General features: G+C 66.2%; 19 protein-coding genes. 4 read left to right on the top strand and 15 right to left on the bottom strand.

Annotated features, from left to right (window positions below; genetic code table 11):
- Window positions 1–31 precede the first annotated feature (31 nt).
- Window positions 32–1,318, top strand: coding sequence for an HNH endonuclease (locus N4S67_RS06690; RefSeq protein WP_260992188.1), 1,287 nt, complete (start codon window positions 32–34; stop codon window positions 1,316–1,318).
- On the opposite strand, the gene N4S67_RS06695 is transcribed toward N4S67_RS06690, so the two are convergent.
- The 11 genes from N4S67_RS06695 to eccCa all read right to left on the bottom strand — a co-directional run bounded on the left by N4S67_RS06695 (window position 1,296) and on the right by eccCa (window position 12,928).
- On the bottom strand, window positions 1,296–1,895 hold the full coding sequence (locus N4S67_RS06695; protein WP_260992189.1) for a diacylglycerol-binding protein: 600 nt from the start codon (window positions 1,893–1,895) through the stop codon (window positions 1,296–1,298). The genes N4S67_RS06690 and N4S67_RS06695 overlap by 23 nt on opposite strands.
- 30 nt (window positions 1,896–1,925) lie before the next feature.
- Window positions 1,926–3,440 carry a hypothetical protein gene (locus tag N4S67_RS06700; RefSeq protein ID WP_260992190.1) on the bottom strand — a complete coding sequence of 505 codons (1,515 nt, stop codon included), beginning with the start codon at window positions 3,438–3,440 and terminating at the stop codon, window positions 1,926–1,928.
- Window positions 3,441–3,443: 3 nt separating this feature from the next.
- Window positions 3,444–3,749: an ESX-1 secretion-associated protein gene (locus N4S67_RS06705; RefSeq protein ID WP_260992191.1), complete on the bottom strand. Its 306-nt coding sequence runs from the start codon at window positions 3,747–3,749 to the stop codon at window positions 3,444–3,446.
- A 39-nt stretch (window positions 3,750–3,788) separates the two neighbouring features.
- Window positions 3,789–5,126: a phosphoglucosamine mutase gene (gene glmM / locus N4S67_RS06710; RefSeq protein WP_260992192.1), complete on the bottom strand. Its 1,338-nt coding sequence runs from the start codon at window positions 5,124–5,126 to the stop codon at window positions 3,789–3,791.
- Window positions 5,127–5,259: 133 nt separating this feature from the next.
- Window positions 5,260–5,616: a hypothetical protein gene (locus N4S67_RS06715; protein WP_260992193.1), complete on the bottom strand. Its 357-nt coding sequence runs from the start codon at window positions 5,614–5,616 to the stop codon at window positions 5,260–5,262.
- A 379-nt stretch (window positions 5,617–5,995) separates the two neighbouring features.
- Window positions 5,996–6,454, bottom strand: a complete 459-nt coding sequence (gene rpsI / locus N4S67_RS06720) for a 30S ribosomal protein S9 (protein WP_390893266.1) — start codon at window positions 6,452–6,454, stop codon at window positions 5,996–5,998.
- Entirely contained in the window at window positions 6,451–6,894 is a 444-nt protein-coding gene (rplM, locus tag N4S67_RS06725; protein ID WP_260992194.1) for a 50S ribosomal protein L13, read from the bottom strand. The genes rpsI and rplM overlap by 4 nt, the downstream gene beginning before the upstream one ends.
- A 472-nt stretch (window positions 6,895–7,366) precedes the next feature.
- Complete coding sequence (locus N4S67_RS06730; RefSeq protein ID WP_260992195.1) at window positions 7,367–7,663, bottom strand: WXG100 family type VII secretion target; 297 nt, start codon at window positions 7,661–7,663, stop codon at window positions 7,367–7,369.
- 10 nt (window positions 7,664–7,673) lie between these two features.
- Window positions 7,674–7,997 (bottom strand): WXG100 family type VII secretion target, encoded by a 324-nt coding sequence (locus N4S67_RS06735; protein ID WP_260992196.1) that lies wholly within the window; start codon window positions 7,995–7,997, stop codon window positions 7,674–7,676.
- A 75-nt stretch (window positions 7,998–8,072) separates the two neighbouring features.
- On the bottom strand, window positions 8,073–9,230 hold the full coding sequence (locus N4S67_RS06740) for a type VII secretion-associated protein (protein WP_260992197.1): 1,158 nt from the start codon (window positions 9,228–9,230) through the stop codon (window positions 8,073–8,075).
- Window positions 9,227–12,928 carry a type VII secretion protein EccCa gene (gene eccCa / locus N4S67_RS06745; RefSeq protein WP_260993032.1) on the bottom strand — a complete coding sequence of 1,234 codons (3,702 nt, stop codon included), beginning with the start codon at window positions 12,926–12,928 and terminating at the stop codon, window positions 9,227–9,229. The genes N4S67_RS06740 and eccCa overlap by 4 nt, the downstream gene beginning before the upstream one ends.
- A gap of 115 nt (window positions 12,929–13,043) precedes the next feature.
- Between eccCa and eccD the strand changes: the two genes are divergently transcribed.
- Window positions 13,044–14,387: a type VII secretion integral membrane protein EccD gene (gene eccD / locus N4S67_RS06750; protein WP_260992198.1), complete on the top strand. Its 1,344-nt coding sequence runs from the start codon at window positions 13,044–13,046 to the stop codon at window positions 14,385–14,387.
- Entirely contained in the window at window positions 14,384–15,745 is a 1,362-nt protein-coding gene (mycP, locus tag N4S67_RS06755) for a type VII secretion-associated serine protease mycosin (RefSeq protein ID WP_260992199.1), read from the top strand. Before eccD ends, mycP begins: the two co-directional genes overlap by 4 nt.
- Here mycP and eccB read toward each other — a convergent pair.
- The 4 genes from eccB to N4S67_RS06775 form a co-directional block, all read right to left on the bottom strand.
- On the bottom strand, window positions 15,716–17,080 hold the full coding sequence (eccB, locus tag N4S67_RS06760; RefSeq protein WP_260992200.1) for a type VII secretion protein EccB: 1,365 nt from the start codon (window positions 17,078–17,080) through the stop codon (window positions 15,716–15,718). The genes mycP and eccB overlap by 30 nt on opposite strands.
- A 58-nt stretch (window positions 17,081–17,138) precedes the next feature.
- The gene (locus N4S67_RS06765; RefSeq protein WP_260992201.1) at window positions 17,139–18,191 is read right to left on the bottom strand and encodes a polyprenyl synthetase family protein; all 1,053 of its coding nucleotides are present in this window, start codon (window positions 18,189–18,191) and stop codon (window positions 17,139–17,141) included.
- Window positions 18,188–18,877: a hypothetical protein gene (locus tag N4S67_RS06770; protein WP_260992202.1), complete on the bottom strand. Its 690-nt coding sequence runs from the start codon at window positions 18,875–18,877 to the stop codon at window positions 18,188–18,190. The genes N4S67_RS06765 and N4S67_RS06770 overlap by 4 nt, the downstream gene beginning before the upstream one ends.
- Window positions 18,878–18,984: 107 nt before the next feature.
- The gene (locus tag N4S67_RS06775) at window positions 18,985–19,776 is read right to left on the bottom strand and encodes a hypothetical protein (protein WP_260992203.1); all 792 of its coding nucleotides are present in this window, start codon (window positions 19,774–19,776) and stop codon (window positions 18,985–18,987) included.
- Here N4S67_RS06775 and N4S67_RS06780 point away from each other — a divergent pair.
- Window positions 19,759–21,534, top strand: a complete 1,776-nt coding sequence (locus N4S67_RS06780; RefSeq protein ID WP_260992204.1) for a hypothetical protein — start codon at window positions 19,759–19,761, stop codon at window positions 21,532–21,534. The genes N4S67_RS06775 and N4S67_RS06780 overlap by 18 nt on opposite strands.
- The last annotated feature ends 98 nt before the right edge of the window (window positions 21,535–21,632 follow it).

The following is a 21,632-nucleotide window of genomic DNA, read 5'->3' on the forward strand; positions in this document are numbered from 1 at the left end:
GTTGTCGGCGGCTCCACGTATATTCGAACTTATGTTCGATATGGCGGAGCTTACGTCGGTTGATGCCGACGCCGACGAAGCTGCGCTGATCCAGCAGATCGCTTGGCTGGAGCGGGTCAAGTCGGCAGCCGCGGCGGGGCAGGCCCGCGCGGCGGTGCTGTTGGATCAACACCGCCGCGCCGCTGAGGCCGCAGCCGACGTACCCGCGGCCAAGCGGGGCAGGGGCGTGGCCAGTGAGGTGGCGTTGGCGCGGCGAGATTCGCCGTCGCGCGGAAGTCGACACTTGGGTTTCGCTAAAGCGTTGATGTATGAGATGCCGTGCACAATGTCGGCTTTGGAGCATGGCGCTCTGTCGGAATGGCGCGCCACACTGATCGTGCGTGAATCAGCGTGTCTATCCGTTGAAGACCGGCGCGTTCTGGACGCGGAACTGTGCGGTGATCCGTCGAATCTTGACGGGATGGGCGATGCCCGAGTGGCCGCGGCGGCCAAGCAGGTCGCGTGCCGATTGGATGCACAGGCGGTCGTGGACCGAGCCGCCAGAGCTGCCCAGGATCGCACCGTCACCATCCGGCCGGCACCCGACACCATGACGTATGTGACTGCGCTGCTGCCGGTCCAGCAAGGCGTCGGCCTGTACGCGGCGTTGAAGCGCGCCGCCGACACCACGTTCGACGACCGGTCGCGCGGCCAAATTATGGCCGACACCCTGGTCGAGCGCGTGACTGGCAGACCAGCCGAGATTCCCGAGCCAGTCGCGGTCAACCTGGTGATGTCGGATCAGACGTTGTTCGGCGATGACGACAGCTCCGCAATCGTCGACGGATACGGCCCGATTCCCGCATCGGTCGCCCGCCACCTGGTCAGAGTCGCGGCAGACGATACGCGGTCAAAAGCCTTGCTCCGGCGGTTGTACCGGCATCCGAGAAGTGGTGCGCTGGTAGCGATGGAGTCGCGGTCGCGGCGTTTCCCGAAAGGGCTGGCGACATTCATCCGGTTGCGTGATCAAACCTGCCGCACTCCGTATTGCGATGCGCCGATCCGCCATCACGACCATGCCGTGCCCCGAAACCGCGGAGGCCCTACCCATGCGGTGAACGGCCTCGGCCTCTGCGAGCGGTGCAATTACGACAAAGAAGCGCCGGGCTGGCGGGTGTATACCGACGAAGTCGAAGGCGTGCACACAGCAGAATTCGTCACGCCCACCGGGGCTTGTCACCGCTCGACCGCACCACCGCCACCGGGCAGACCGGTAATCGAGCTCAGCGAACTCGAAACGAGAATCGTTGTGGGGCTTACCGATTTGCATGCGGCATAGAGCGAGTCACGACTGGCTGCCGCTTCATGGCCGCATATTCGCCCAGCAGCGCGACCACCACACCGAAGGCGAAATACAGCGGGACCAGCCACGGCCCCACTCCAAATAATCCGTCGCAGTCGGCGTTGTAAGCGAACACGCCGACCTCGACGAGCACGATCTCGACGATCGGTCCGATGACGGCGGCGAGTGCGCCACATAAGGCACCGGGCCCGTCACCCAACACACACCAGATGATGATCGCCACGGCGGCGATGAGCGCACTGCTCGGAACGACCGGTGCGCTATGCACCAGTGCAGTGGTGACATAAGCGCCCATCACGACGGCGACTCCGGCGACTACCTGTCGTGCGGTCACGGTCGTGCGCGGATCGGGTAGGTGCAATCGCAATTCAGCAAGCGACGCCGTCGCGGCGCCGACCATGACGGGGAACCAGAGGGGGCTGCTCCATACGAACGGCACCGCGTCGGTGAAGTACTCAGTGGTGCCGGTGACGACGTGGCTGTGGTCGCCGATGAGAGCGACCGCGGCCCCCAGTAGGAACAGCGCGACGATCTCGGGAACACGCAGTTTCACCCGAGGGACGGTACCTCGCGAGTCTCGGACTTACTCCCCTACTTGTGGAAGTTCGTCGGCGGCAATCTCACACGGCGTCTCGGTGGCCATCGGGCTCGGGGGCGGGAGTTCCGCGGGGGGCAGCGGAGCGGGCGGGGGCGGCAGAGGCGCGACCGTGGCGGCGGGCTCCCCTTCCGGTGTCGGTGAATCGACCGGTGCCGGTGCGGGAGCCACCTCGGCCAGCGGTTCGGCAGGCGGCTCGCAGGTCGATTCCGGTTCGGCGGCCATGTCATCTACCGCTCCGGCCTCGGCGAGGTCTTCGTTCTCGTCCTTCTCGAGGCCGTCCTCCCCTAGCTCGTCCTCCTCGAGGGCCTCCTCGTCCTTGTCGTCCTTGTCGTCCTTGTCGTCCTTGTCGTCCTCCTCGGCTGGATCGTCCTCGCCGAGATCATCGATCTCGTCCGGCTTTTGCAGCTCCGAAGGTTCGTCGATGCCGGGCGGGTCCGACAGTGCATCGCCGGGCGAACCGAGGAGCCCGCTTAGCGCGTCGGCGAGTTGCTGACCAAGCCCGGAGATCCCGCCACCGATGTCGGGCATCCCTCCGCCCATGCCGCCCATGCTCCCCAGTGGCGCCGGCGGTGCTGAAGACGGCGGCGCAACCGCGGCGGGATCGACGGCCGGCGGTACGGCGGGTGACGCCGCCGGAGCAGTCATGGGCATCCCGGGCGGTGCGGTCATGGGCACGCCGGGCGCCACACTGGCCGCAGGCACTGTGGTCACCGCGGGCGCAGGAGAACTCGTGACCGGTGCCACCGAGACATCGTCGCGCGGCACCGCGTCCGGCGTCGGCGCCACCGCCGGCGGTGTCCACGAGGGTCCGAGGTCTCCAGGAACGTCGAATACTGCGTCGGACAACGACGACAACTCGGCCGTCGCGGAGTCGTAGGCATCCACGACTGCGGTCATGGCCGTGCGCATCGCCGTCACCCAGTCACCGCGAACGTCGCTTTCGACGAACGGCTTGACCTGCTGATCGATCAGCTCGCTGGCGACCGCCCGGTCGCCCGCACCTGTCATAACCGTCTGCGCGGCGGCCAGCCAATCGGCACGCTGTGCTGCGGTGCGGTCATCGATCGCTTGCACAGCAACTACTTTCGCGTCGATCGCCTGCCACAGCCTGTCGCGCAGGTCAGCGAGCGACTCAGCCGCGGTCCGGACGGCCGCGGCGGCGCGCACCGCCGCGTCGCCGTGGTCGCGCAGGAATATCCGGGCGGCCTCGGCACCTCCACCGTGCCACGCGAATGAGAGCACACCGAGCTGCTCGACGTGTCGCGTCAGCGCATCCTGGGTCGCGGCCGCCGCGGTGTTCAGCGCCACGCAATCGCCGTCGAGGGACCTCAGATCCAGCCCATCTTCGGTCGCATACCAGTCGCGTATCTGCCCGGGGTGCGTCGTCAGATCCGGATTCTCGTAACCCACTGCGCGGCAAGCCCACACATAGTCTTGAATGTTGCCGACCGACGGCAGGCCCTCGCTCAAACGCGATGCGGCATCGAGTTTCTCGTCCATGCCTCAGCCCAGCCGCTCGCCGCCGCGCATGTCGGCGTCGGCGTATCGCTCAGCCGACGCACGCAACGCAGCCGCAATCTCCGAAGATGCGCGTGACCACAGCCTGAGCTGCTCCGCGACGCGGTCGAGACACTCGCGCACCGCGTCGCCGTGCGCGGTGTAAGCCCGCCCTGCGGCGGCACCGTCGAAGGTCAACGAGTTCAGATGTGTCCGCACCGCTTGATCGACGATATCGGCGATCACTTGGTACTGGCGTGCGACGTCCAATAGCACCGGCACGTCGACCCGTGCGACGTCTGCTTGTCCCATGTTGGGTTTGGACGCCGCGAGCGGCCGGCTGGTTCCCTCTCAGCGCTGAGCGCTGACCGACTCCGCGACGCGCGCTGCAAGCTGGCGGGCGGTGTCTTCGTCAGCCGCCTCGACCATCACCCGCACGACCTGTTCAGTTCCCGACGGGCGCAACAGGATTCGGCCCGTGTCACCCAATTCCGCCTCGGCCTCGGCGACCGCACTACGCACAGACGGTGCGTCGGCGACCGTCGCCTTGTCGGCAACCGCGACGTTGATCAGAACCTGAGGCAGCGTCTGCATCGGTTGGGCGAGCGCGGCCAGCGATTTGCGCGTCTGCGCCATCCGCGACATCAGTCGCAAGCCCGTGACAATGCCGTCCCCCGTGGTGCCATGCGCCGGCATCACGATGTGACCGGACTGCTCGCCGCCCAGTGAGAACTCGCCCGCGCGCAACTCTTCGAGCACGTAGCGGTCGCCGACACCCGTCGTGCGCACCTCGATGGAAGCCGCCCGCATCGCCAAGTGCAGGCCGAGGTTGCTCATGACTGTCGCGACAAGGGTGTTGGACGCCAGCTCACCGGCTTCCTGCATCGCGAGGGCCAGGATCACCATGATCGCGTCACCGTCGATGGTTCGCCCCGAGGCGTCGACCGCCAGACAGCGGTCGGCGTCCCCGTCGTGCGCCAGCCCGAGGTCGGCGCCGTGGGACACCACCGCAGACCGCAGTGTGTCCATGTGAGTGGACCCGCAGCCCTCATTGATGTTCAGGCCGTTGGGCTCGGCGTTGATCGCGATGACGTTGGCACCCGCCGCGCGGTAGGCCCGCGGGGCCGCCGCCGACGCGGCACCGTGCGCGCAGTCGACGACCACGGTCAGCTCGTCGAGCCGGGTGGTGACTGCCTTGCCGGCGTGCCGCAGGTAGCGATCCAAGGCATCCTCGGCGTCGACGACCCGACCGATACCCGCACCGGTCGGCCGGCTGCCCGGCCCCTGATTGACGAGATCTTCAATGCGATCCTCGGTGGCGTCGTCGAGCTTGTGTCCGCCGGGGCCGAAGATCTTGATGCCGTTGTCGGGCATCGGGTTGTGCGATGCGCTGATCATCACGCCGAAGTCGGCGTCGTAGGCACTGGTCAGATAGGCCACCGCGGGGGTCGGGAGGATCCCGACTCGCAGTGCGTCGACGCCTTCACTGGTGATTCCTGCGATCACCGCGGCTTCCAGCATCTCGCCGCTGGCCCTCGGGTCGCGGCCGACGACCGCGACGCGCCGCCTCAGCGCCCCGATCGCGCCCAGCCGTCGCGCCGCCGCGGACCCGAGCGCCAACGCGAGTTCGGCAGTCAGATCCTGGTTGGCGACGCCGCGCACTCCATCGGTGCCGAAGAGCCGAGCCATGCGGACAAACTTCTCACAGGTACCGGCTCACCGCCTAAGCGACGAGGTCAACGGCCATCTCGCAGCCAACCCGGTACCGAAAAGTGATCACCGCCCGTACGCACGAGGCGCACGGGCGGTGTCTGGCTAGTTGTTAGCGAGCGGGACGATTCGCCGCCCCGGGAGCATTCTCGGCGTTGCCGGGCCCGTTCTGGGTGACGGTGATGGGGCCGAGTCCGTCGATGGTGCAGACGGTGTTCTCGTCACCGGTCTGGTCAACCGCGCCGAGCACGGCGGCCGTCACGTCGACGTCACAGACTTGGGCAACGACCTGCGCCACAACAGCCACATTCACGTCTTCGAGCACGGTCACGTCGCCGATGTTGAGATTCACCAGGCCGTCTTGAGCGATGATCGGCGGCTGGGCGCTTGCGAGGCCCATTCCGCCGGTGAACAGCAGTGCCCCACCCATTACGGCGCCGGCGGACAGTTTCTTGACGATGCTTTGCATTTGAATACTCCTTTTCAGTCGAGAAGCTCGGGTCCGGTCCCCCGACGAGGTGACTGACTTGCACTCGCCCACCGGTGGTGGATGTGGCCCACCCATACGCTTGGTATGCCTGCTTCCGACTACAGGACTTCCTTGATCACAGAGTGTTCAAACCAAAACCGAAGGAACTCAAGGGTTTTGAGGGCTAAAACAGCCCACGATCTAATTAACTGACGGGTAAATTGATGCGGTGTTGCCGCGCAGGTCAGCCCGCAATTTGCTGATTCGTTGTAGGCCCTCGCATGCGTTACTGCGCGGCGAAAACTTTTCTGGCATCCCTATCCCACAAACGAAACCGCCGGGCTCGCGATGTGCGAACCCGGCGGTGTCGTGGTGAAGATCAGCGCTTGCTGTACTGAGGCGCCTTGCGGGCCTTCTTGAGGCCGTACTTCTTGCGCTCGATGGCCCGCGGGTCGCGGGTCAGGAAGCCGGCCTTCTTCAGTGCGGGCCGGTCCTCGGGCTGCACGATGATCAGCGCACGCGCGATGGCCAGGCGCAGCGCACCGGCCTGGCCGGACGGGCCGCCTCCATCGAGGTGTGCGTAGATGTCGAAGCTGTCGACGCGGTCGACGGTCACCAGCGGGGCCTTGATGAGCTGCTGGTGCACCTTGTTCGGGAAGTACGCCTCCAGGGTGCGGCCGTCCAGGTTGAACTGGCCGGTGCCTGGCACCAGGCGCACCCGCACCACGGCCTCTTTGCGGCGACCCACGGTCTGGATGGGACGGTCGATGTAGACCGGCTCGCGCGGAGCCGCCTCGGTCTCGACCACGTTCTCGGTCGTCTCGGTCGTCTCGGTCACTGGGCCACCTGCTTGATCTCGTACGTCACGGGCTTCTGAGCAGCGTGCGGATGATCCGGTCCGGCGTACACCTTCAGCTTCTTCTGGATCTGACGGCCGAGCTTGGTGTGCGGGATCATCCCGAGGATCGCGTTCTCGACGACCCGAGTGGGATGCTTCTCCAGCAGCTCGCCGATCGACCGCTTACGCAGGCCGCCGGGGTAACCCGAGTGGCGGTAGGCGAATTTCTTCTGCAGCTTGTCGCCGCCGATGGCGATCTTCTCTGCGTTGATGACGATGACGAAATCGCCACCGTCGACATTGGGTGTGAATGTCGGCTTGTGCTTGCCTCGCAGCAGGGTTGCTGCCGCGACGGCGAGCCGGCCGAGCACCACGTCGGTGGCGTCGATGACGTACCACTCACGTGTGGTGTCACCCGCCTTCGGCGTGTATGTAGGCACAGCGCTACCTCTCCATATCGGGTGGATCCCGGTGACCCGGGTGTCGGTCAGGCGTTGAAGCGGCTAGGTTGACCTCGGCGACCGACGTTGACCCGAGGACCGTGCATACCGCACGCCAACGAGGCAGCTTACCTTCGAGCGTCGTCGCAGGTCAAAACGCCCCTCGCGCCCCGGGGATAGGCTCGGGTGCAGTTGCCCTCGTGGGCGCGGGTCACCGCGCCGAAATCACAGGGAATTTCCTCGCGCTCCCCTCCCGCCATACCTTTTCGGACGGCAGTCAATCGGGGCTTTGCCGCGAGCGCACCCACATATCGCGATCACAATGGAGTCAGGAAGATTCGTTCCTTTTCGCTGCTGCGCTGATTGCTGCTGCGGCTGCGAGTAAGTGAAACTGTGCGGTCCCGCCGGCCTTCGTCGGCTCTCCTCCGACGCCGGCCCCCCTCCAGGCGGGACCGCACAGGGTCCATGAGGGCTACGTGCCCCAGGCGCTCGCGGCGCGGCGATCGGTGGCGGCGACGTCGTCCGCGCCGTCGCGAACCGCATTGCCCAGTCCGAAGAGGATCTCGTTGAGCGCACCCGCCGCCTGTTGCCACCGGGCCTGCTCCACTCGGTAGGCGTCGGCCGCTTCGCGTGTCCAGATCTCCTGCAGAGGGGCGATCTGCGCGCGCAACTCGTCGAGCGCGTTGTTCAGTCGCGCGGACGTCGTGTGGATCTCCTGACGGACCGTGTGCTCGATCTCATCGAAGTTGTACGAAAGAACGTTATCCACGGCCCTCTCCTCAGATCTGGTTGGCGACCGCACCGATCTGGTGCGAATGGGTTTCGGCGGCCTCGCGCAGCGTTACGTGGTTCCGCCGGATGTTCTCGGCGATCCGCTCGAGTGCCGCATGCAGTTTCAGCGACTCGGCGTTCCACCGGTCGACGACGTCGCGGAACCGCGTGGCGGCGACGCCTCCCCACACCGAGGGCGGCACGCTACTCATCCGCCCGATGAACGCCTGCAGCATCGCGCGGATCTCCTCATTGCGGGCATCAGTCTTTGCGGCGATGGCCGTCATCAGGTCGAAGTCGGTGTTGAGCGAGGCACCTGCGGGTGTCGTCATGGGCGTCCTTCCAAGTCGTCGTTATCTTGATTCGACGCTGCGGCCGTCGATTCGGTTCCGCCGATCCGACCAAAGTCAGCGCAGCACACGCGAAGACCTGATCGCTTCGTCGCAGATCTCGCGCATCCGGCCCTCACGCCCCGGCGCGCTCTGACATCCGACGGCGATGCGCACCGTGTCCTCGGTCAACACCGTCCAGTCGACCTGACGGTCATTGCGGACTTCCCGGTACGTGACCGCGTCCCTGCCGGCTCGGCGATCCGACGGATTGAAGTCGACGAATACCCCCTCGGGCTCGTCGTCCAACGACGCGCGCAACGACTGTGCCGTCGTCGTGCCGTCGATCTGCGTCACGCCGTTCGCGTGCGTGATGTGCAGGGCGAGCTCGGGATCGTTCGGTGAAACCAGTTGTATGCGCGCTGATCCCGGTCCCGAGGTGATGCGTTCGACAGTCCACTCGGCAGGCACCATCACTCCGATCCGACCCTCGGCCAGAAGGGCCATCGGCGTGCCGAGTGAAGGTGCCTCACCGCTGCGAACGGCGAACCCGCCGCACAGCGCCGCCGCCGACACCAGTCCCGCGAGCACCGCGGTGTGGCGAGTCGTCCGTGAACGGCGGGCTGCGACCGCCCAGTCGCAGTGGTGATGTGTCCGTACTGTTTGCGCCGCCCTCTGTACCGAAGCCGTGTCGGCGAGTGTGACGTTGATACCGGCCGAGCGCAGTCGATCACCGACCGCAGCGCTCAACGCTTCGGCGGCAACGACGCAGTCCGGTGCGTCGAGCACCACTGCTCGTGCCGCACCCACGGCCGCCACCACCGCGTCGGGCCCTTCGGAATGTGCGATGAAGGACGACACCGAATACCTTGTCACGGCGGTGAACTCCGGTGCGATCTCGACGATTGCCGCCTGATGGGCCGCCAGGCCCATGCGAAGAACCTGCGCGCGCTTCAACACCACGACGCTCTGCGCCACCGCCCCGGCCGCAGCCTGTACACGCTCGGTCCGCGATGACGACCACCACGCCGGACACACGAGCACAAGCGTGTCGACACCGCCGCCCGCGACCGCGCCCAGAACCTTCTGCCACACCTCGTCGATAGCGACAGGCCGATCGTCCAGCAGCGCGAGGTCATCGTCGATGCAGGCGAGGGCGACCGAAACCATCACGGGGTCAGCTGAATCCGGTCCCGCGATGGTCCAAGGGCCCACCGTGACGACGGCCTCCGTCACGGTGGGTCACTCCACGCCACCTGTATCAGCTGGTCGGCCTCACCGCGAACGATCAGCGTTCCGCGACCGGGCGGCAGGGCCGAGGGACGCACAGATCCGAGAAGCACACCCTCGTCCGGACTCGCGCTCATCATCAGACCCATGCAGCCCAGCTCGCGCAGCCGAGTCAGTACCGGGTCGAACATCGCGCGGGCCGCGCCACCCGAGCGACGTGCGACGATCACGTGCAATCCGAGATCTCTGGCATACGGGAGGAAATCGGAAAGCGGTGTCAGAGGGCTGCCCGTCGCCGCGGCGACCAGGTCGTAGTCGTCGATCACGAGGTAGATCTCCGGACCTGACCACCACGACCGACTACGCAACTGCTGCTGTGTGACGTTCTCGTCGGGCATCCGGGACTGCAGCCGGTCGATCAGGGACCCGATCCGTGTCACCAGCGCCGCGGGCGAAACCGTATATCCGCTGAGGTGTTCGGATTCCACCACACCGAGCAGCGTCCGGCGAAAGTCGACTATTTCGACCCGTGCGGCGTCGGCATCATTGCCCTGGATGATCTCGCGGCACAGAAGCCTCAGCAGCGACGTCTTGCCGCAGGAACCCTCGCCGAGAACGAGAAGGTGCGGGTGATCTCCGAAATCGACGACCGTTGGCGTCAACTCGCGTTCGCCGAGTCCGAGCAAAAGTTGGGTCCCGGAGCGTGGTACGTCGCTTCGCTCGATCACGTGGCTGTGTGCAACCCGTTGCGGGAGCAGTTCGACGGGCGGGGTGCGTTGGTCACCCCACCGTCCGCGCAACCGGGCGGCGTGCGCCGCGGGCGCCTCGGCGACAGCGATGGCCAGCTGCCTGCCGTCGGCAGTCAGCCCGCGTCCTGGCGGGCACTGAGCCAACTGCCGCGCCCGTTTGCGGTCCATTTCCGACTCCGCCGGATCACCGAGGCGCAGCTCGATGCGGGTCGCGATCTGGTCCTTCAACGCCGGCCGCAACTCCGCCCATCGCGACGCCGTCACCACGACGTGAACCCCGAACGACAGACCCTGGGCTGCGATCGCCGTGATCGGGCCCTCGAGCGCGTCGTACTCGCCGCGAAGCGTTGCCCAGCCGTCGACCACGAGGAACACGTCGCCGTAAGATTCGCCGGATCGGGCCACTCCGGCTGCGGCCCGGCCTTCCCGGCCGCGCATCACCGACTCCACCACGGCCACGGTCCGACGGCACAGGTCCACGTCGTGTCGGCCGGCCACAGCGCCTACATGAGGTAGATCCCGCAACGACGACAGCGACCCGCCGCCGAAATCGAGACAATAGAACCCGACCTCGGCGGGACTGTGCGCTTCCGCCAGAGCCTGAATCAGGGTGCGCACAGCTGTCGACTTCCCCGACCGCGGTGCGCCGATGATCGCGACATTGCCTGCCGGACCGCATAATTCGGCGGTCATCACGTCGCGACGCTGCTGGTACGGATTGTCCACCAATCCGATGGGCACGGTCAGACCGGCGCGTCTGCGCCCTGACATCAGTGCATCGAGCGTCGGCGACGTGGTCAACGGTGGAAGCCACACGCGGTGGGCGAAAGATCCCCGGTCCGCTACCCGGTCGACGACCGCATCGAAAAGCGTGCGCACCGAGGCTTCCGTAAGGTCGGTCGGCTTGACGCGATCAATGATCGCGCCGACCGGCGCGGCGGTGAAGAGCAACGGCATCGACGTCTGCCGCGCCGTCGCCGGAGGGTCACCGGTGCGTCCGAGGTAGGGAGCAGACACGTACGCCGTCTGGAACCGCACGAGGTCGCCCGACGCCGTCTTCAGGTAAGCCGCTCCGGGCGTGCCGGGAAGGTGATGGGCATCAGTCGTTCCGAGAACGGCCCGGGATTCGCTGGCCGAGAACGTCTTCAGGCAGATCCGGTAGGACAGATGGGTTTCGAGACCTCTCAGCCGACCTTCGTCGAGCCGCTGGCTGGCCAACAGCAGGTGCACTCCCAAAGACCGGCCCAACCGGCCGATCGCCACGAACAGTTCCGCGAATTCGGGGTGCTGGCTCAGCAGTTCGGAGAACTCGTCGACGACGATGAACAATGCGGGTAACGACGTCAGCGGCGCTCCCTGCGCGCGGGCGCGCGCGTAGTCGGCGAGGTTCGCCGAGCCGGCGGCACGGAGCAGCTCCTGGCGGCGATTGATTTCCCCGGCCAGCGCGTCGCTCATCCGGGCGACCAGATGCGCCTCGTCGGCGAGGTTCGTGATCACGGCGGCCACATGCCGCGTCCGCTCCAGCCCCGCGAATGTCGCACCACCCTTGAAGTCGACCAGGATGAGGTTGAGCGCATCTGGTGGGTGAACGGCGATCATGCCAAGGGCCAGGGTGCGGAGGAACTCCGACTTTCCGGAGCCCGTCGCGCCCACGCACAGACCGTGCGGGCCCATGCCGTCGCGCGATGCCTCGTTGATGTCGAGCATCACAGGCGTCCCGTGCTCATCGACACCGATGGGCACCGGCAGGACACGGTCATGCGTCCTCCAGAGCCGAGCCGGGTCGATGTCGCCGGGGTCGTCGAAGCCCATCGACTGCAGCCAGCCGTTCGCAGCGGGTGACAGACGCGCAGCGCCCGTCGTTGCCGACGCCGGGCGGTACGGCGCCAACCGCCGGGCGCACGTGACCGCTTGCGCACGAGTCAACGAATCAGGCCGAGCCACAGCCACGTCTCGATCGGCGATCCGTAGCCGAAGCGGCGTGGTGCCGCTGGCCGGGTTACCGACCCGAAGCAATGTCACGCCCTCGTGAGGCAGATCCGAGTCGATCCCGTCGACGATCACGACCACGTGCCGCATGGATTCGTCGACCGAAGTCGCGAGGTTGCCGGACACGAGCCTCGATGAGCCGACGGCGTCGACCAATCGCGGGTGCTGGTGATGCGGAAGCCACTTGAGCCAGTCCCATTCGCCCCGAGCCGATTCGTCGGCCGCCGCGGCGATCGCGATGTCGTCGGGGCCGTGAAGCACCGCTAGTTGGCACACCATCGCGCGCAGCAGCCCCCGCACGGACTCGGAGTCACCCTCGATCGTCACCGAAGCGTTGGGCGTCAGCGCCACTGCGACCGGTGCACCGGCGACCAAAGATCGCTGGCGCACCCAACGCCGCATCGCCCCCACGGTGACCGGGTCGAGCTCGTCGGCGGAACTGAGTTCGGGCGCTTTCAATACCGTGGATAATCGTCGGTCGCCCAATCCCAGTCGGACAGAACCGAAGTCGTCGTCGACGGGTACACGTTCCCACATCCGCCGGGTGCCGATCAGTTCCCACAGGGTGTCGGGATCGGGATGGCTCCACTGCAGAGAGCGACGCTCCTGCGCCGTGGTCTCGACGATGGCCGAATCGACGGTGTCGAGGTAGCGCAGGTAGGTCTGTCGTCCCTGATTGACCTCGGCGGTCCGGTTTCCACCGCGGGCACTGTAGGCGACCGTCCCGAGGACCGACACCAGCATCATCACCGGGAAGAACATGAACATCGGGCTGCGCGCGGACCCAGCCCCCGAGGTGAAGTAGAACGCCATCATCCCGACGGCGGCGACGAGCATCGCCACGGGCAGTAGGCGGGCGATCGGGTTCACCGGCGGCGATTTCGGCAGGGCAGGCGGTGCCTCTACGGCGATTTCACCACGCGCCAACGGCGGTACGGACAGGCGTGATTCACGAACAAACTCCATCGGGGAGTTGGACGTAGTCATGCCCTTTCCGGTTCCCTCTCGACGAGCGAAATTGCCGCGCGTCCGGGCAGCTCGTTCGGGTTACCGTGAGACGGCCGATGCCAACCGGGGGGTGATGCGGGTGCCAGACGCTTCGTGTCGATTGACTGTTCAGCACTGTGTGGGCGACGACCTCACCGCGGTCGACCTCGCATTGCCGCGCGCGATGCAGGTCGGCCAACTGCTGCCGGCGATTGTGGACATCGTCAGCGGCGCAACCGTCTTGCCGCTGACACCTCACCGGTGGCGCCTGTCGCGGCTCGGCGGCCCGCGTCTCGACGAGACAAAGACGCTCGCCGAGAACGACATTCGTGACGGTGACCTGCTCCTGCTGACGGCCACCGACCCGCCCCCTCCGGTGTGGGTAGCGGCCGACCCGTGTCACACTGTCGCGAACATCGCCGACACCGGTACCGAACATGACTCGCGGATTGTTGCCATCATCGGGTGTCTGGTATCGAACTGTTGCGCAGCGGCGGCACTCGCGTGGTCCTCGGCCGCACCCGTCGCTCACCTCACCGGCGCAGCCTGCCTCGCTCTAGGTGCCGCGGCGGGCGCGGTGACGATGCGCCGTGCGCGCAACGACGAGTCGCTGGCGACGACGCTGAGTGTGGTCGCTGTCGTCTTCGCGGCAGTCACCGGCGCTCTGGCCGTGCCCGCCGGCCCGGCCGCCGCACACGCCCTTCTCGCCGCGTCCGCGGCGTTCTCGGTATCGACCCTGCTGGCCCGTTTGGCTCAGGCCGGCAGAACATGGTTGACAGCGACAGCGACCGTGGCGCTGGCATCCGCAGCGGTGGCCCTAGCCACCCTCAACTGGAATCTCTCCAGTGCCGCCACAGGCGCCGTGCTCGCGACGCTGGCGCTGGCTGTACTGAGCGTCGCGCCGAGATTCTCCATCGCGGTGACAGGAATCGGCCCTCCTCCGCCGAGCATCGACCCGACTGCGGACACGGCTCCTGAGGTCGATACCCATTCGGGAATCGCTGCTCACCGGATGCTGACCGGGCTGGTGATCGGCTCGTCACTGACGGCGACACTCGGCACGGTCCTCGTTGCGTCAGCGGGCCCGTTCTTCCCCGCTGCTACGTTCAGCGCGATCATCGGCTTCGTGTTGCTCCTGCGTGCGCGCTCACACATCGACGCGATGCGCCGCGTCGCACTGTCAATAGGCGGATTCCTCTGCGTCGCAGCCTGCTTAGCGGTCTGCGCGGTCGCATTCAGGGCTCAGGCGCACATCGTCGCGGTGGTGGCCGCCGCTGCGGGTGCTGCCGCTCTGGCTCCAGCATGCGGCGTGGCAATCACTCCCCTGATGCGTCGCGCCGCCGACGTGACCGAGTACTTCGTGCTGGCCGCAGTGGTGCCAACCGCGTGCTGGGTCGGTGGACTCTTTGCTTGGGTTCGCGGCCTGGGGTTGCTGTGACAGCCGCCGCACTGGGACGTCTCGTCGGTGTGGCGGCGCTGGCCGGGCTGCCGCTGCTCTCATCGCCTGCCGCGTCAGCAGCTCCGCCGCCCGCGGTCGACGGAGCACGGCTCCCGCCTCCGGCATCCCCCGCGCCGCCGCAACGCACCGAACGGCAAGAACCGTGCGTCACCTCGGACGTGGTCGCCGGTCGCAGCGAAGGGCAGATCAAAGACGCCGATTTACAACGTCTTTGGCAATTGACTCGCGGTGCAGGTCAAACCGTCGCAGTAATCGACACCGGGGTGACTCGACACCGGTTGCTCCCGCACCTCCTTTCCGGCGGCGACTACGTCTCGACGAGCGACGGCACCGAGGACTGCGACGGCCACGGCACGATCGTGGCAGGCATCATCGGTGCTGCGCCGGATGCTGACGACGCGTACGCATTCAGCGGCATCGCCCCGCACGCGACCCTCATCGCGATCCGCCAGTCCAGCACCAAATTTCGGGCGGTGGATGATCTTGGCGGCTCGGGATACGGTGACGTCGAGACGCTTGCTATGGCGGTGCGCACCGCGGCCGACATGGGAGCCACCGTCATCAATGTCTCGTCGGTGGCATGTGTGCCCGCGCGGGACGAACTCGACGACCGGCCGTTGGGTGCCGCGCTCGCGTATGCGGTGGACGTCAAGAACGTTGTCGTCGTGACCGCGGCGGGAAATGTCGGCACCGATGGGCAGTGCCCCGAACAGAATCCGGCTGCCGATCCCACGGAACCCGGCAGGCCGAACTGGACCGATGTCAACACGGTGGTGAGTCCTGCATGGTACGACGATTACGTCTTGACGGTCGGCTCCATCGGCTCGGACGGCAAGCCGTCGAAGTTCAGCTTGGGCGGCCCGTGGGTCGACGTCGCCGCACCGGGTGAGAATGTCGTCTCGCTGGACCCCGACGGGGAAGGTCTCGTCGACACCTTGCCCACCGCCGGCGGTGAAAAGGCCATCTCGGGCACGAGTTACGCCGCGCCCGTCGTGACGGGAGTTGTCGCCCTCGTGCGGGCGCGGTCCCCGGAGCTGACAGCGCGACAAGTCATGCAGCTCATCGAGGACACCGCGCGCCGACCTCCGGACAACTGGAACCCGTTTGTCGGCCACGGCGTCGTCGATGCGCTGGCCGCGGTGAGTGCCGGACGGCATACCCACAGTGCTGACGTCGAACCGATTCGCATGGCGTCGATTCCGGCGACCGCCGAGCCCGACGACCGATCCGGGCACATCGCGATTCGCGGCGCCGCGATCTGCCTTGCGATGACCGCCGCCGTGATCGCCGCCATGACATCGGCGCGGCTACGACGTCGCCCCGACGCGCACGACTGACGCGGCCTGCACACTCAGCGCGGGCCCGCGCGGAAGTCGGGCAAGGACGGGCCACGGCGCCGGCCGCGCAGTCTGGGTCAGGCCGAGGCGCTCGGCGGCGTCGTCATCGCTGATACCGAACGCGACACCGGTGTCGTCGACGAGGAACAACGTCCCCGAGTCGGCACCGTCACCAGTGACGCCCGTTGCTCGCACGAACGCGCTGTGTCCCCGCGGCACGACGACGATGTCGACGGCGGGGCCGGCGTCGTCGGCCTGCGCCAGCGTCACGCCCTCACTGTCGACGGGTAACGAAGCGCCCGTCAACACAGCGGTTTCCAGTACGCGGGTCGACATGTCCCAATGCCCGCAGAGCACCGGATCGTCGGAGACCCCGCCGCGGGAGGGATAGGAGCCGACGGGAAGGTCGTCATCGACAATCGGGACTGACCCGATGACGCCAGGGGCGACCGTGATGATGTCGCGGCTGCCGTGCTTGCGCGTGAACCGAATCAGGTCGGCTGCGACTTCCCCGATCCGCTGCACGCCGTCGGCGAGCGCGACGTAGTACTCGCTGGAGCCGGCACGAAGCACGCGCAGCACCGTACCGATCGGAAATCCGGGCACCGCCGATGTGCGTGGTGGCTCCGGAATGTGCGGCGCAGCAATGGGAGCCGTCTCCGGCAAGATGTCCAGTAGCGCACGTGAAACAGGTTGTGGTTCAACGCCGTCAAGTTTGAGCGCCCGGATGACGGCCGGATTGCGCAGGTCCACTCGCGCACGTCGACCGTCATAGAGAAAGTACGTCATGGCCGCACCCTCCTGCGGCACCGTGACCAGCGCGCCGCGCCCGGTGTCGAGTCGCTGCGGGATACCGCCGGCGATCACCGTCGTCTTCGACGTGGCGTCCTGGCAGACGGTCCACCGGGACTCCGCCAGCGGCGTGGCGATGACGTCAGGAGCGCCCGGGATGCCCAACAGGGGCCCGCGCCTGACTTTGTCGACGGCAGAGGCGCTGACCAGTTCCGGTTTGGCGGACGTGCCCGCGATGAGTCGCGCCGAGGCCAGGTTGAGGACCGGATGCAGCGTGTCACCGTTGCGCACGTACAACGCGCCGGAATCTCGCACCATGACGATCGCGGCGTCGCCGATGGTCCCCTTGGGCGCCAGAAACGCCAGCATTGCGCATGCTCCGACAGCGATGACAGCCAACACACACCCGGCAAGGAGTGAAAGTGACTGCGCGCGCATCGGATCGTCGAGCATGCGGACGTCACCGCGCACCAGCGCATGCTCCATCCGACGCAGGACGAAGCGATGCCCGCTGATCTGCTTGGTCGCCGATTCCCCCGCCATGTTTCCCCCGAGAGGATCTTAAGGGCTCGGCGGCTGGGGCGACGTCACCGATTTCGGGCTACCGCCACCGCGCCCAGACGTAGGGCACCAGGGCACGAAGGAAGTCGAGGTCTGGACCCGATTGAGCGTCCGCGAAGGCCTCCTCGAAGTAGTCCTCCGCGACGAGAAGAATTCCTTCGGCGTACTCACCGGCGAAGGTGATGCTGCCGTATTCGTCCATGAGTGCCCGAATCCCGGCGACGAGTTCGGGTGACCGCTCGGCGCGGGTGCGCCCCAGATAGTCACGGACCGTGGCGATGTCGGTGCCTCTGGCGTTTTCCAGCAGATGCATGAGCGGCAACGTCCGCTTGCCCTCATAGAGATCGCCGAGGATCTCCTTGCCGTACACACGTTCGTTGCCGACGAGATTGAGCAGGTCGTCGCGGATCTGGAATGCCGCTCCGAAGTGAAAACCGAAGCGCACAAGCGGTCCCAGCGCGATGACGCCGCCGGACCCAACGATAGCGCCGACTCGCAGTGGATGAATCGTGGTGTACCAGCAGGTCTTGTGCATGATGAGTTCGAGGTAATCCTGCGGCCCGAGGTCCGCGACATTGTCGATCTGCCAACCGACTTCGGTCGCCTGCCCCTCCAGCGTGCGCAGTGCCATCGTGTCGAACTCGGACCACACCAAGTCAGCGAGGTCCCGGTCTAGGCGACGCGTGGCCCGTCGCAGCACCTGGCCCGCGACCACCGCAATGCCGTCACCGGCGTTCAGCGCGGCAGCTAACCCGTGGGTCGCTGCCAGTGTCGGCCGACCTCTGCGCATCTCGCTGCCGTCTGCCACATCGTCATGAACGAGAAATGCGTTGTGTAGCAACTCGATGGCGACCGCGATCCCCAGCATGTCGTCGGAACTGGCCCCGAAAGCCCTGCCCGCCGATAGACACAGCGCGGGGCGCAACGCCTTTCCCGGCCGCGACGGATACTCTCGCATCGGCGCGTACAGCCATGCACTCGGCTCACCGTCGGGCATCGCGTCCAGCATCGAACGTCGGATGGTCTTCCCGACTTCGCGCAGTCGGTCTTCGACTGCCGACACCAGATCCGTGCGGTTGGCTGTGCTCGTCATGAGGCGGGCATGGTGACGACAAGCGTCACGGGCAACCACAGGTTCGGATGCCCCTCCACCAGCAGGGTGCCTCGGTACAACCCCGGCCGGACATATTCCGCCACACGCGCATTCAGCTCCACTCCGCGGCTCGAGCGCGCCGGCATCGGAACCGCGGTGGGCTCGAGCATCACCGACTCGGCCTGGAAGATGTTGCCGTCAGCGGAAAGTAGATCGCTACACCGAAGGGACACGTTGCCGAAATCGTCGGCGCCGCGATTGTGCAGCCATACTTCAGCAGCTGCCGAACCGCCGACCTGCGCTTCAAGGTTGACCTGTCCGGCAGACTCGGCGTTCTGGAGGTCGAGCGCGGTGTCACCGTCGCCGGCCAGGCCCGTCGCCTTGGGCGCTGACTGCAACAGCATGCGGCCGACCATCGACCACCACGACCGGGTGAGAGTCTCGAGGTCCGACGCCACATTGGTGGGCGGGGCGCCGTCGGCGGGCGGATGAGAAGGCGCCGGGCCGCTGTCGGACCCGTCGGGAGCGACGATGCGGATGAACCGATCGACGATCTGGCTGGCCGCCCGAAAGCCCTCGGCTTGAATCGCACTCAATGCACGCGCGTTGGCGGCCGGGTCGAAGACCGACGCCCAGGGCAGATCGTCGATGCTGCCCCGTTCGCTGTTTCCCCCGCTGTCTGGCAAATCACGCCTCCCCGCCGATTGATGCTCGCATTCGCCGATAGCTACTTATGCTAAGGCGGGAGGTTCGCGCCATGGGGAAGCTTCACGCACAGCTGGCGCTTTTCGGCTCAATCGACGACGAGGTCGTCCGCCGCAACGATCCGCGCACAACCGCGATAGTTGAACGATTTCTTCCCGGCACCACCGGTTACGGCCAGCGTGGATGGTTCACAGAGCTTCGCGGCTTCGTCGACCGCCTGTCCCCGAAGGGGAACGTCAACTTCCCCACCCGCGACGAGGCCATTCTCGAACTTGCGAAACCCGAACACCGAATTCGGCCTGCCATCGGCCCCCAGGATCTGGCCGGCGACATCCTGGTACTCGGGGGTGACAACCCGCTGACGATCACTGCGCAGGATTACGCAAACGTCCATGAAGCAGGCTTGGCACACAAACCTCCCCCCGTTCCCCCACCACAGGAACGGCTGATCACGTCCACCCTGGCCAGAGCCGTTTATGCCGGTGCAGTGATAGCCAAGATCGACACGCCCGCAGCCGTCAAACCGCCATCGACGACAACGACGACATTGGCGTGGCCCGGGCAGGCCATCATCGACTTCGAACGGGCAGGCGATCCACTTCCCGACGACCCCCTGAGCACGCTCCTGGAGCTGGCCACCTACCGCCGACCACGAAAATTCAGGAACATCCTCCCGTCCGCCGGTCCGCTCATGCGCAGGCTCATGGCCGAAGACCAGCTGCTCGAACTCGGCAAACGCGGTTGGCGCCCGTTCGTTGCCCGAAACTTCTTGCTCGATCCGAGAGTCGCTGGCTATCCACCGCCGTGCACGGGCATGTTGCGCAGCGTCAAAGGAGAACTTTGTGCCGTTCTCACCACGGAAATGGTCGACGCCGAACACACCCTCGAGCAAGTGAAGGCAGTTCTCGAACCCCAGAACTGGGATCAGACCTTGCCGACCTTCTTTTGCGCGATGAAGCCCGAAGGGCAGGACGATTCGAATTGGAGTCGGGTGTTGGAGTGCGTCAGCACGGAATGCGGCGAATACGAGCTGCAGACGCCGCTCAAATATTGGAAAGGCCGCGACCAGGAGGGCAACACCGCCGGGATCTACCTCAATTACGACCTTGACTCGAGTCGCCGCCGCGCCAACACCCTGGTTGAAGTCGACAGCGGCTACATCTGGGTAACGGAAATACCCTCCGGCGGAATACGAATCAGGACAAGCAAGGCGCTCAAGATCAAGGGTCTGAGCCCCACTGCGACCGCGGCGCTGGCGTGCTTCTCCGGATGGGCGCAGGTCGGTATCGACATGGTGGCCAATGCAGCCGATGATCCTGTCGACGGCACTGTCGACTTTTTTCCGTCCACTCCGCCCGACGTCGGGTCGACCGGATCTACGGTCGTATTGACGTCGCAGAGCCGCCCGGTCGAGCCGTCGGAGAGCGGCGAAACGCATGCGCGGCTGCCAGATCTGCCGCGAGGCTTTCGACAGGATCTGATCGAGGACACCGCCGAGCAAGCGGAGCGCTACGTCGAGGTGACAAGTCAGCTCGCGAAGGCCGTCGTTGCACGATGGAAGGACGGCCTGACACGAGACGATGTCCAAGAACTCGGTGAGCTTCTTGGTACGTCGATGACGAATTTGTCTGTCGGAGCATTTGATTCGGTCATGGCGAACTTTCAGCCGAAGCGCGCCGACGTCCAAGGGGACAGCGTAGAGATCAGTACCACCGCACCGACGAGTGAGCGCGACGTGATCGACAGGCTCGCTGACCTCGCTCGCCAGATGATCACCGACACCAAGACGCTCGCCGTGACGGCAGCGGAACGCCTCGACGACGACACGTACACCGCGGATGCGATGGCAACGGTGGCGAGCAGGCTGGCCGGACTCGTCGCCAAGAGCTGGATCGACCTCGCCGATATCGCCGCCAATCGTGCGGTAAGGCCGGCCGCCCCGAAAGAAGCCATCACCGTACCCCGGTCTGGGCACACGACTGTCGAACCAGTCCGGATCGCCGGGAACGGTCTCGGGAGGGCCATCCAAAGTTTTAGCGAGCTCGCCAACCTTGCATTTCAACGAAACTTCGACATCGTCAACACTGTTGTGAGCCAACAGCTCCCCGAATACGCGACGGTCGTAGCCAATCACACGACCACGCTGGCCCGCAGGGCCGCTGACCAGGCGAGGACAGTGGTCGATGATGCTGCAAAGAAACTCGATGCAGAGGGTCTCAGTTCGGACGACCTGGCGAAGACGCTGACCAGATTGAGCGATGTCGCGCTTATCAACGGCATCGAATTGATCGGGACTGGCCTCGTAGGTCCTGGCCGTTACGAAACGGAGCCAATCACATCTGATTACTTCGCCATCCCGCATGCCGACCCCGAACGGCGGCATCGATTGGAGCTGGCGTCGCCGCTCACGCTCGCCGGGGGCGGCCACGAGGTACCTCAGGACTGCGTCGAATTCGACCCCCCCAATTGTCTACTTCCCGCAGGGAGGGACACGTTCCGAATACGAGTCAAGACGACCGGCCTGCCCTCAGGCATCTACGTCGGTGCCGCATTCGCGATTCCGCTCGATCCGGGAGGCGCTCCGGTAGCCGGCGAATCGGTGGGCAACGAGGTCTTACCGATAATCATCGGCATGTAGGGCCCGCATGACGATGTATTCGGGCACGTCAATCAACCCCTCCCCGCGGCATGCCGAGCGGTATGCTTCTCCAAGCAAATCCGGGCGGGGGAGGCGCA

It is taken from the genome of Mycobacterium deserti, assembly GCF_025345615.1.
In the GTDB taxonomy this organism is placed as follows: Bacteria; Actinomycetota; Actinomycetes; order Mycobacteriales; family Mycobacteriaceae; genus Mycobacterium; species Mycobacterium deserti.

Bases quoted from the DNA above. Each gene is read 5' to 3' on its own strand.
- N4S67_RS06690 (WP_260992188.1), top strand. From the start codon at position 32: ATGTTCGATATGGCGGAGCTTACGTCGGTTGATGCCGACGCCGACGAA.
- N4S67_RS06700 (WP_260992190.1), bottom strand. From the start codon at position 3,440: ATGGACGAGAAACTCGATGCCGCATCGCGTTTGAGCGAGGGCCTGCCG.
- N4S67_RS06705 (WP_260992191.1), bottom strand. From the start codon at position 3,749: ATGGGACAAGCAGACGTCGCACGGGTCGACGTGCCGGTGCTATTGGAC.
- glmM (WP_260992192.1), bottom strand. From the start codon at position 5,126: ATGGCTCGGCTCTTCGGCACCGATGGAGTGCGCGGCGTCGCCAACCAG.
- N4S67_RS06715 (WP_260992193.1), bottom strand. From the start codon at position 5,616: ATGCAAAGCATCGTCAAGAAACTGTCCGCCGGCGCCGTAATGGGTGGG.
- N4S67_RS06735 (WP_260992196.1), bottom strand. From the start codon at position 7,997: ATGACGACACCCGCAGGTGCCTCGCTCAACACCGACTTCGACCTGATG.
- eccCa (WP_260993032.1), bottom strand. From the start codon at position 12,928: ATGGAGTTTGTTCGTGAATCACGCCTGTCCGTACCGCCGTTGGCGCGT.
- eccD (WP_260992198.1), top strand. From the start codon at position 13,044: ATGCGGGTGCCAGACGCTTCGTGTCGATTGACTGTTCAGCACTGTGTG.
- eccB (WP_260992200.1), bottom strand. From the start codon at position 17,080: ATGGCGGGGGAATCGGCGACCAAGCAGATCAGCGGGCATCGCTTCGTC.
- N4S67_RS06765 (WP_260992201.1), bottom strand. From the start codon at position 18,191: ATGACGAGCACAGCCAACCGCACGGATCTGGTGTCGGCAGTCGAAGAC.
- N4S67_RS06780 (WP_260992204.1), top strand. From the start codon at position 19,759: ATGGTCGACGCCGAACACACCCTCGAGCAAGTGAAGGCAGTTCTCGAA.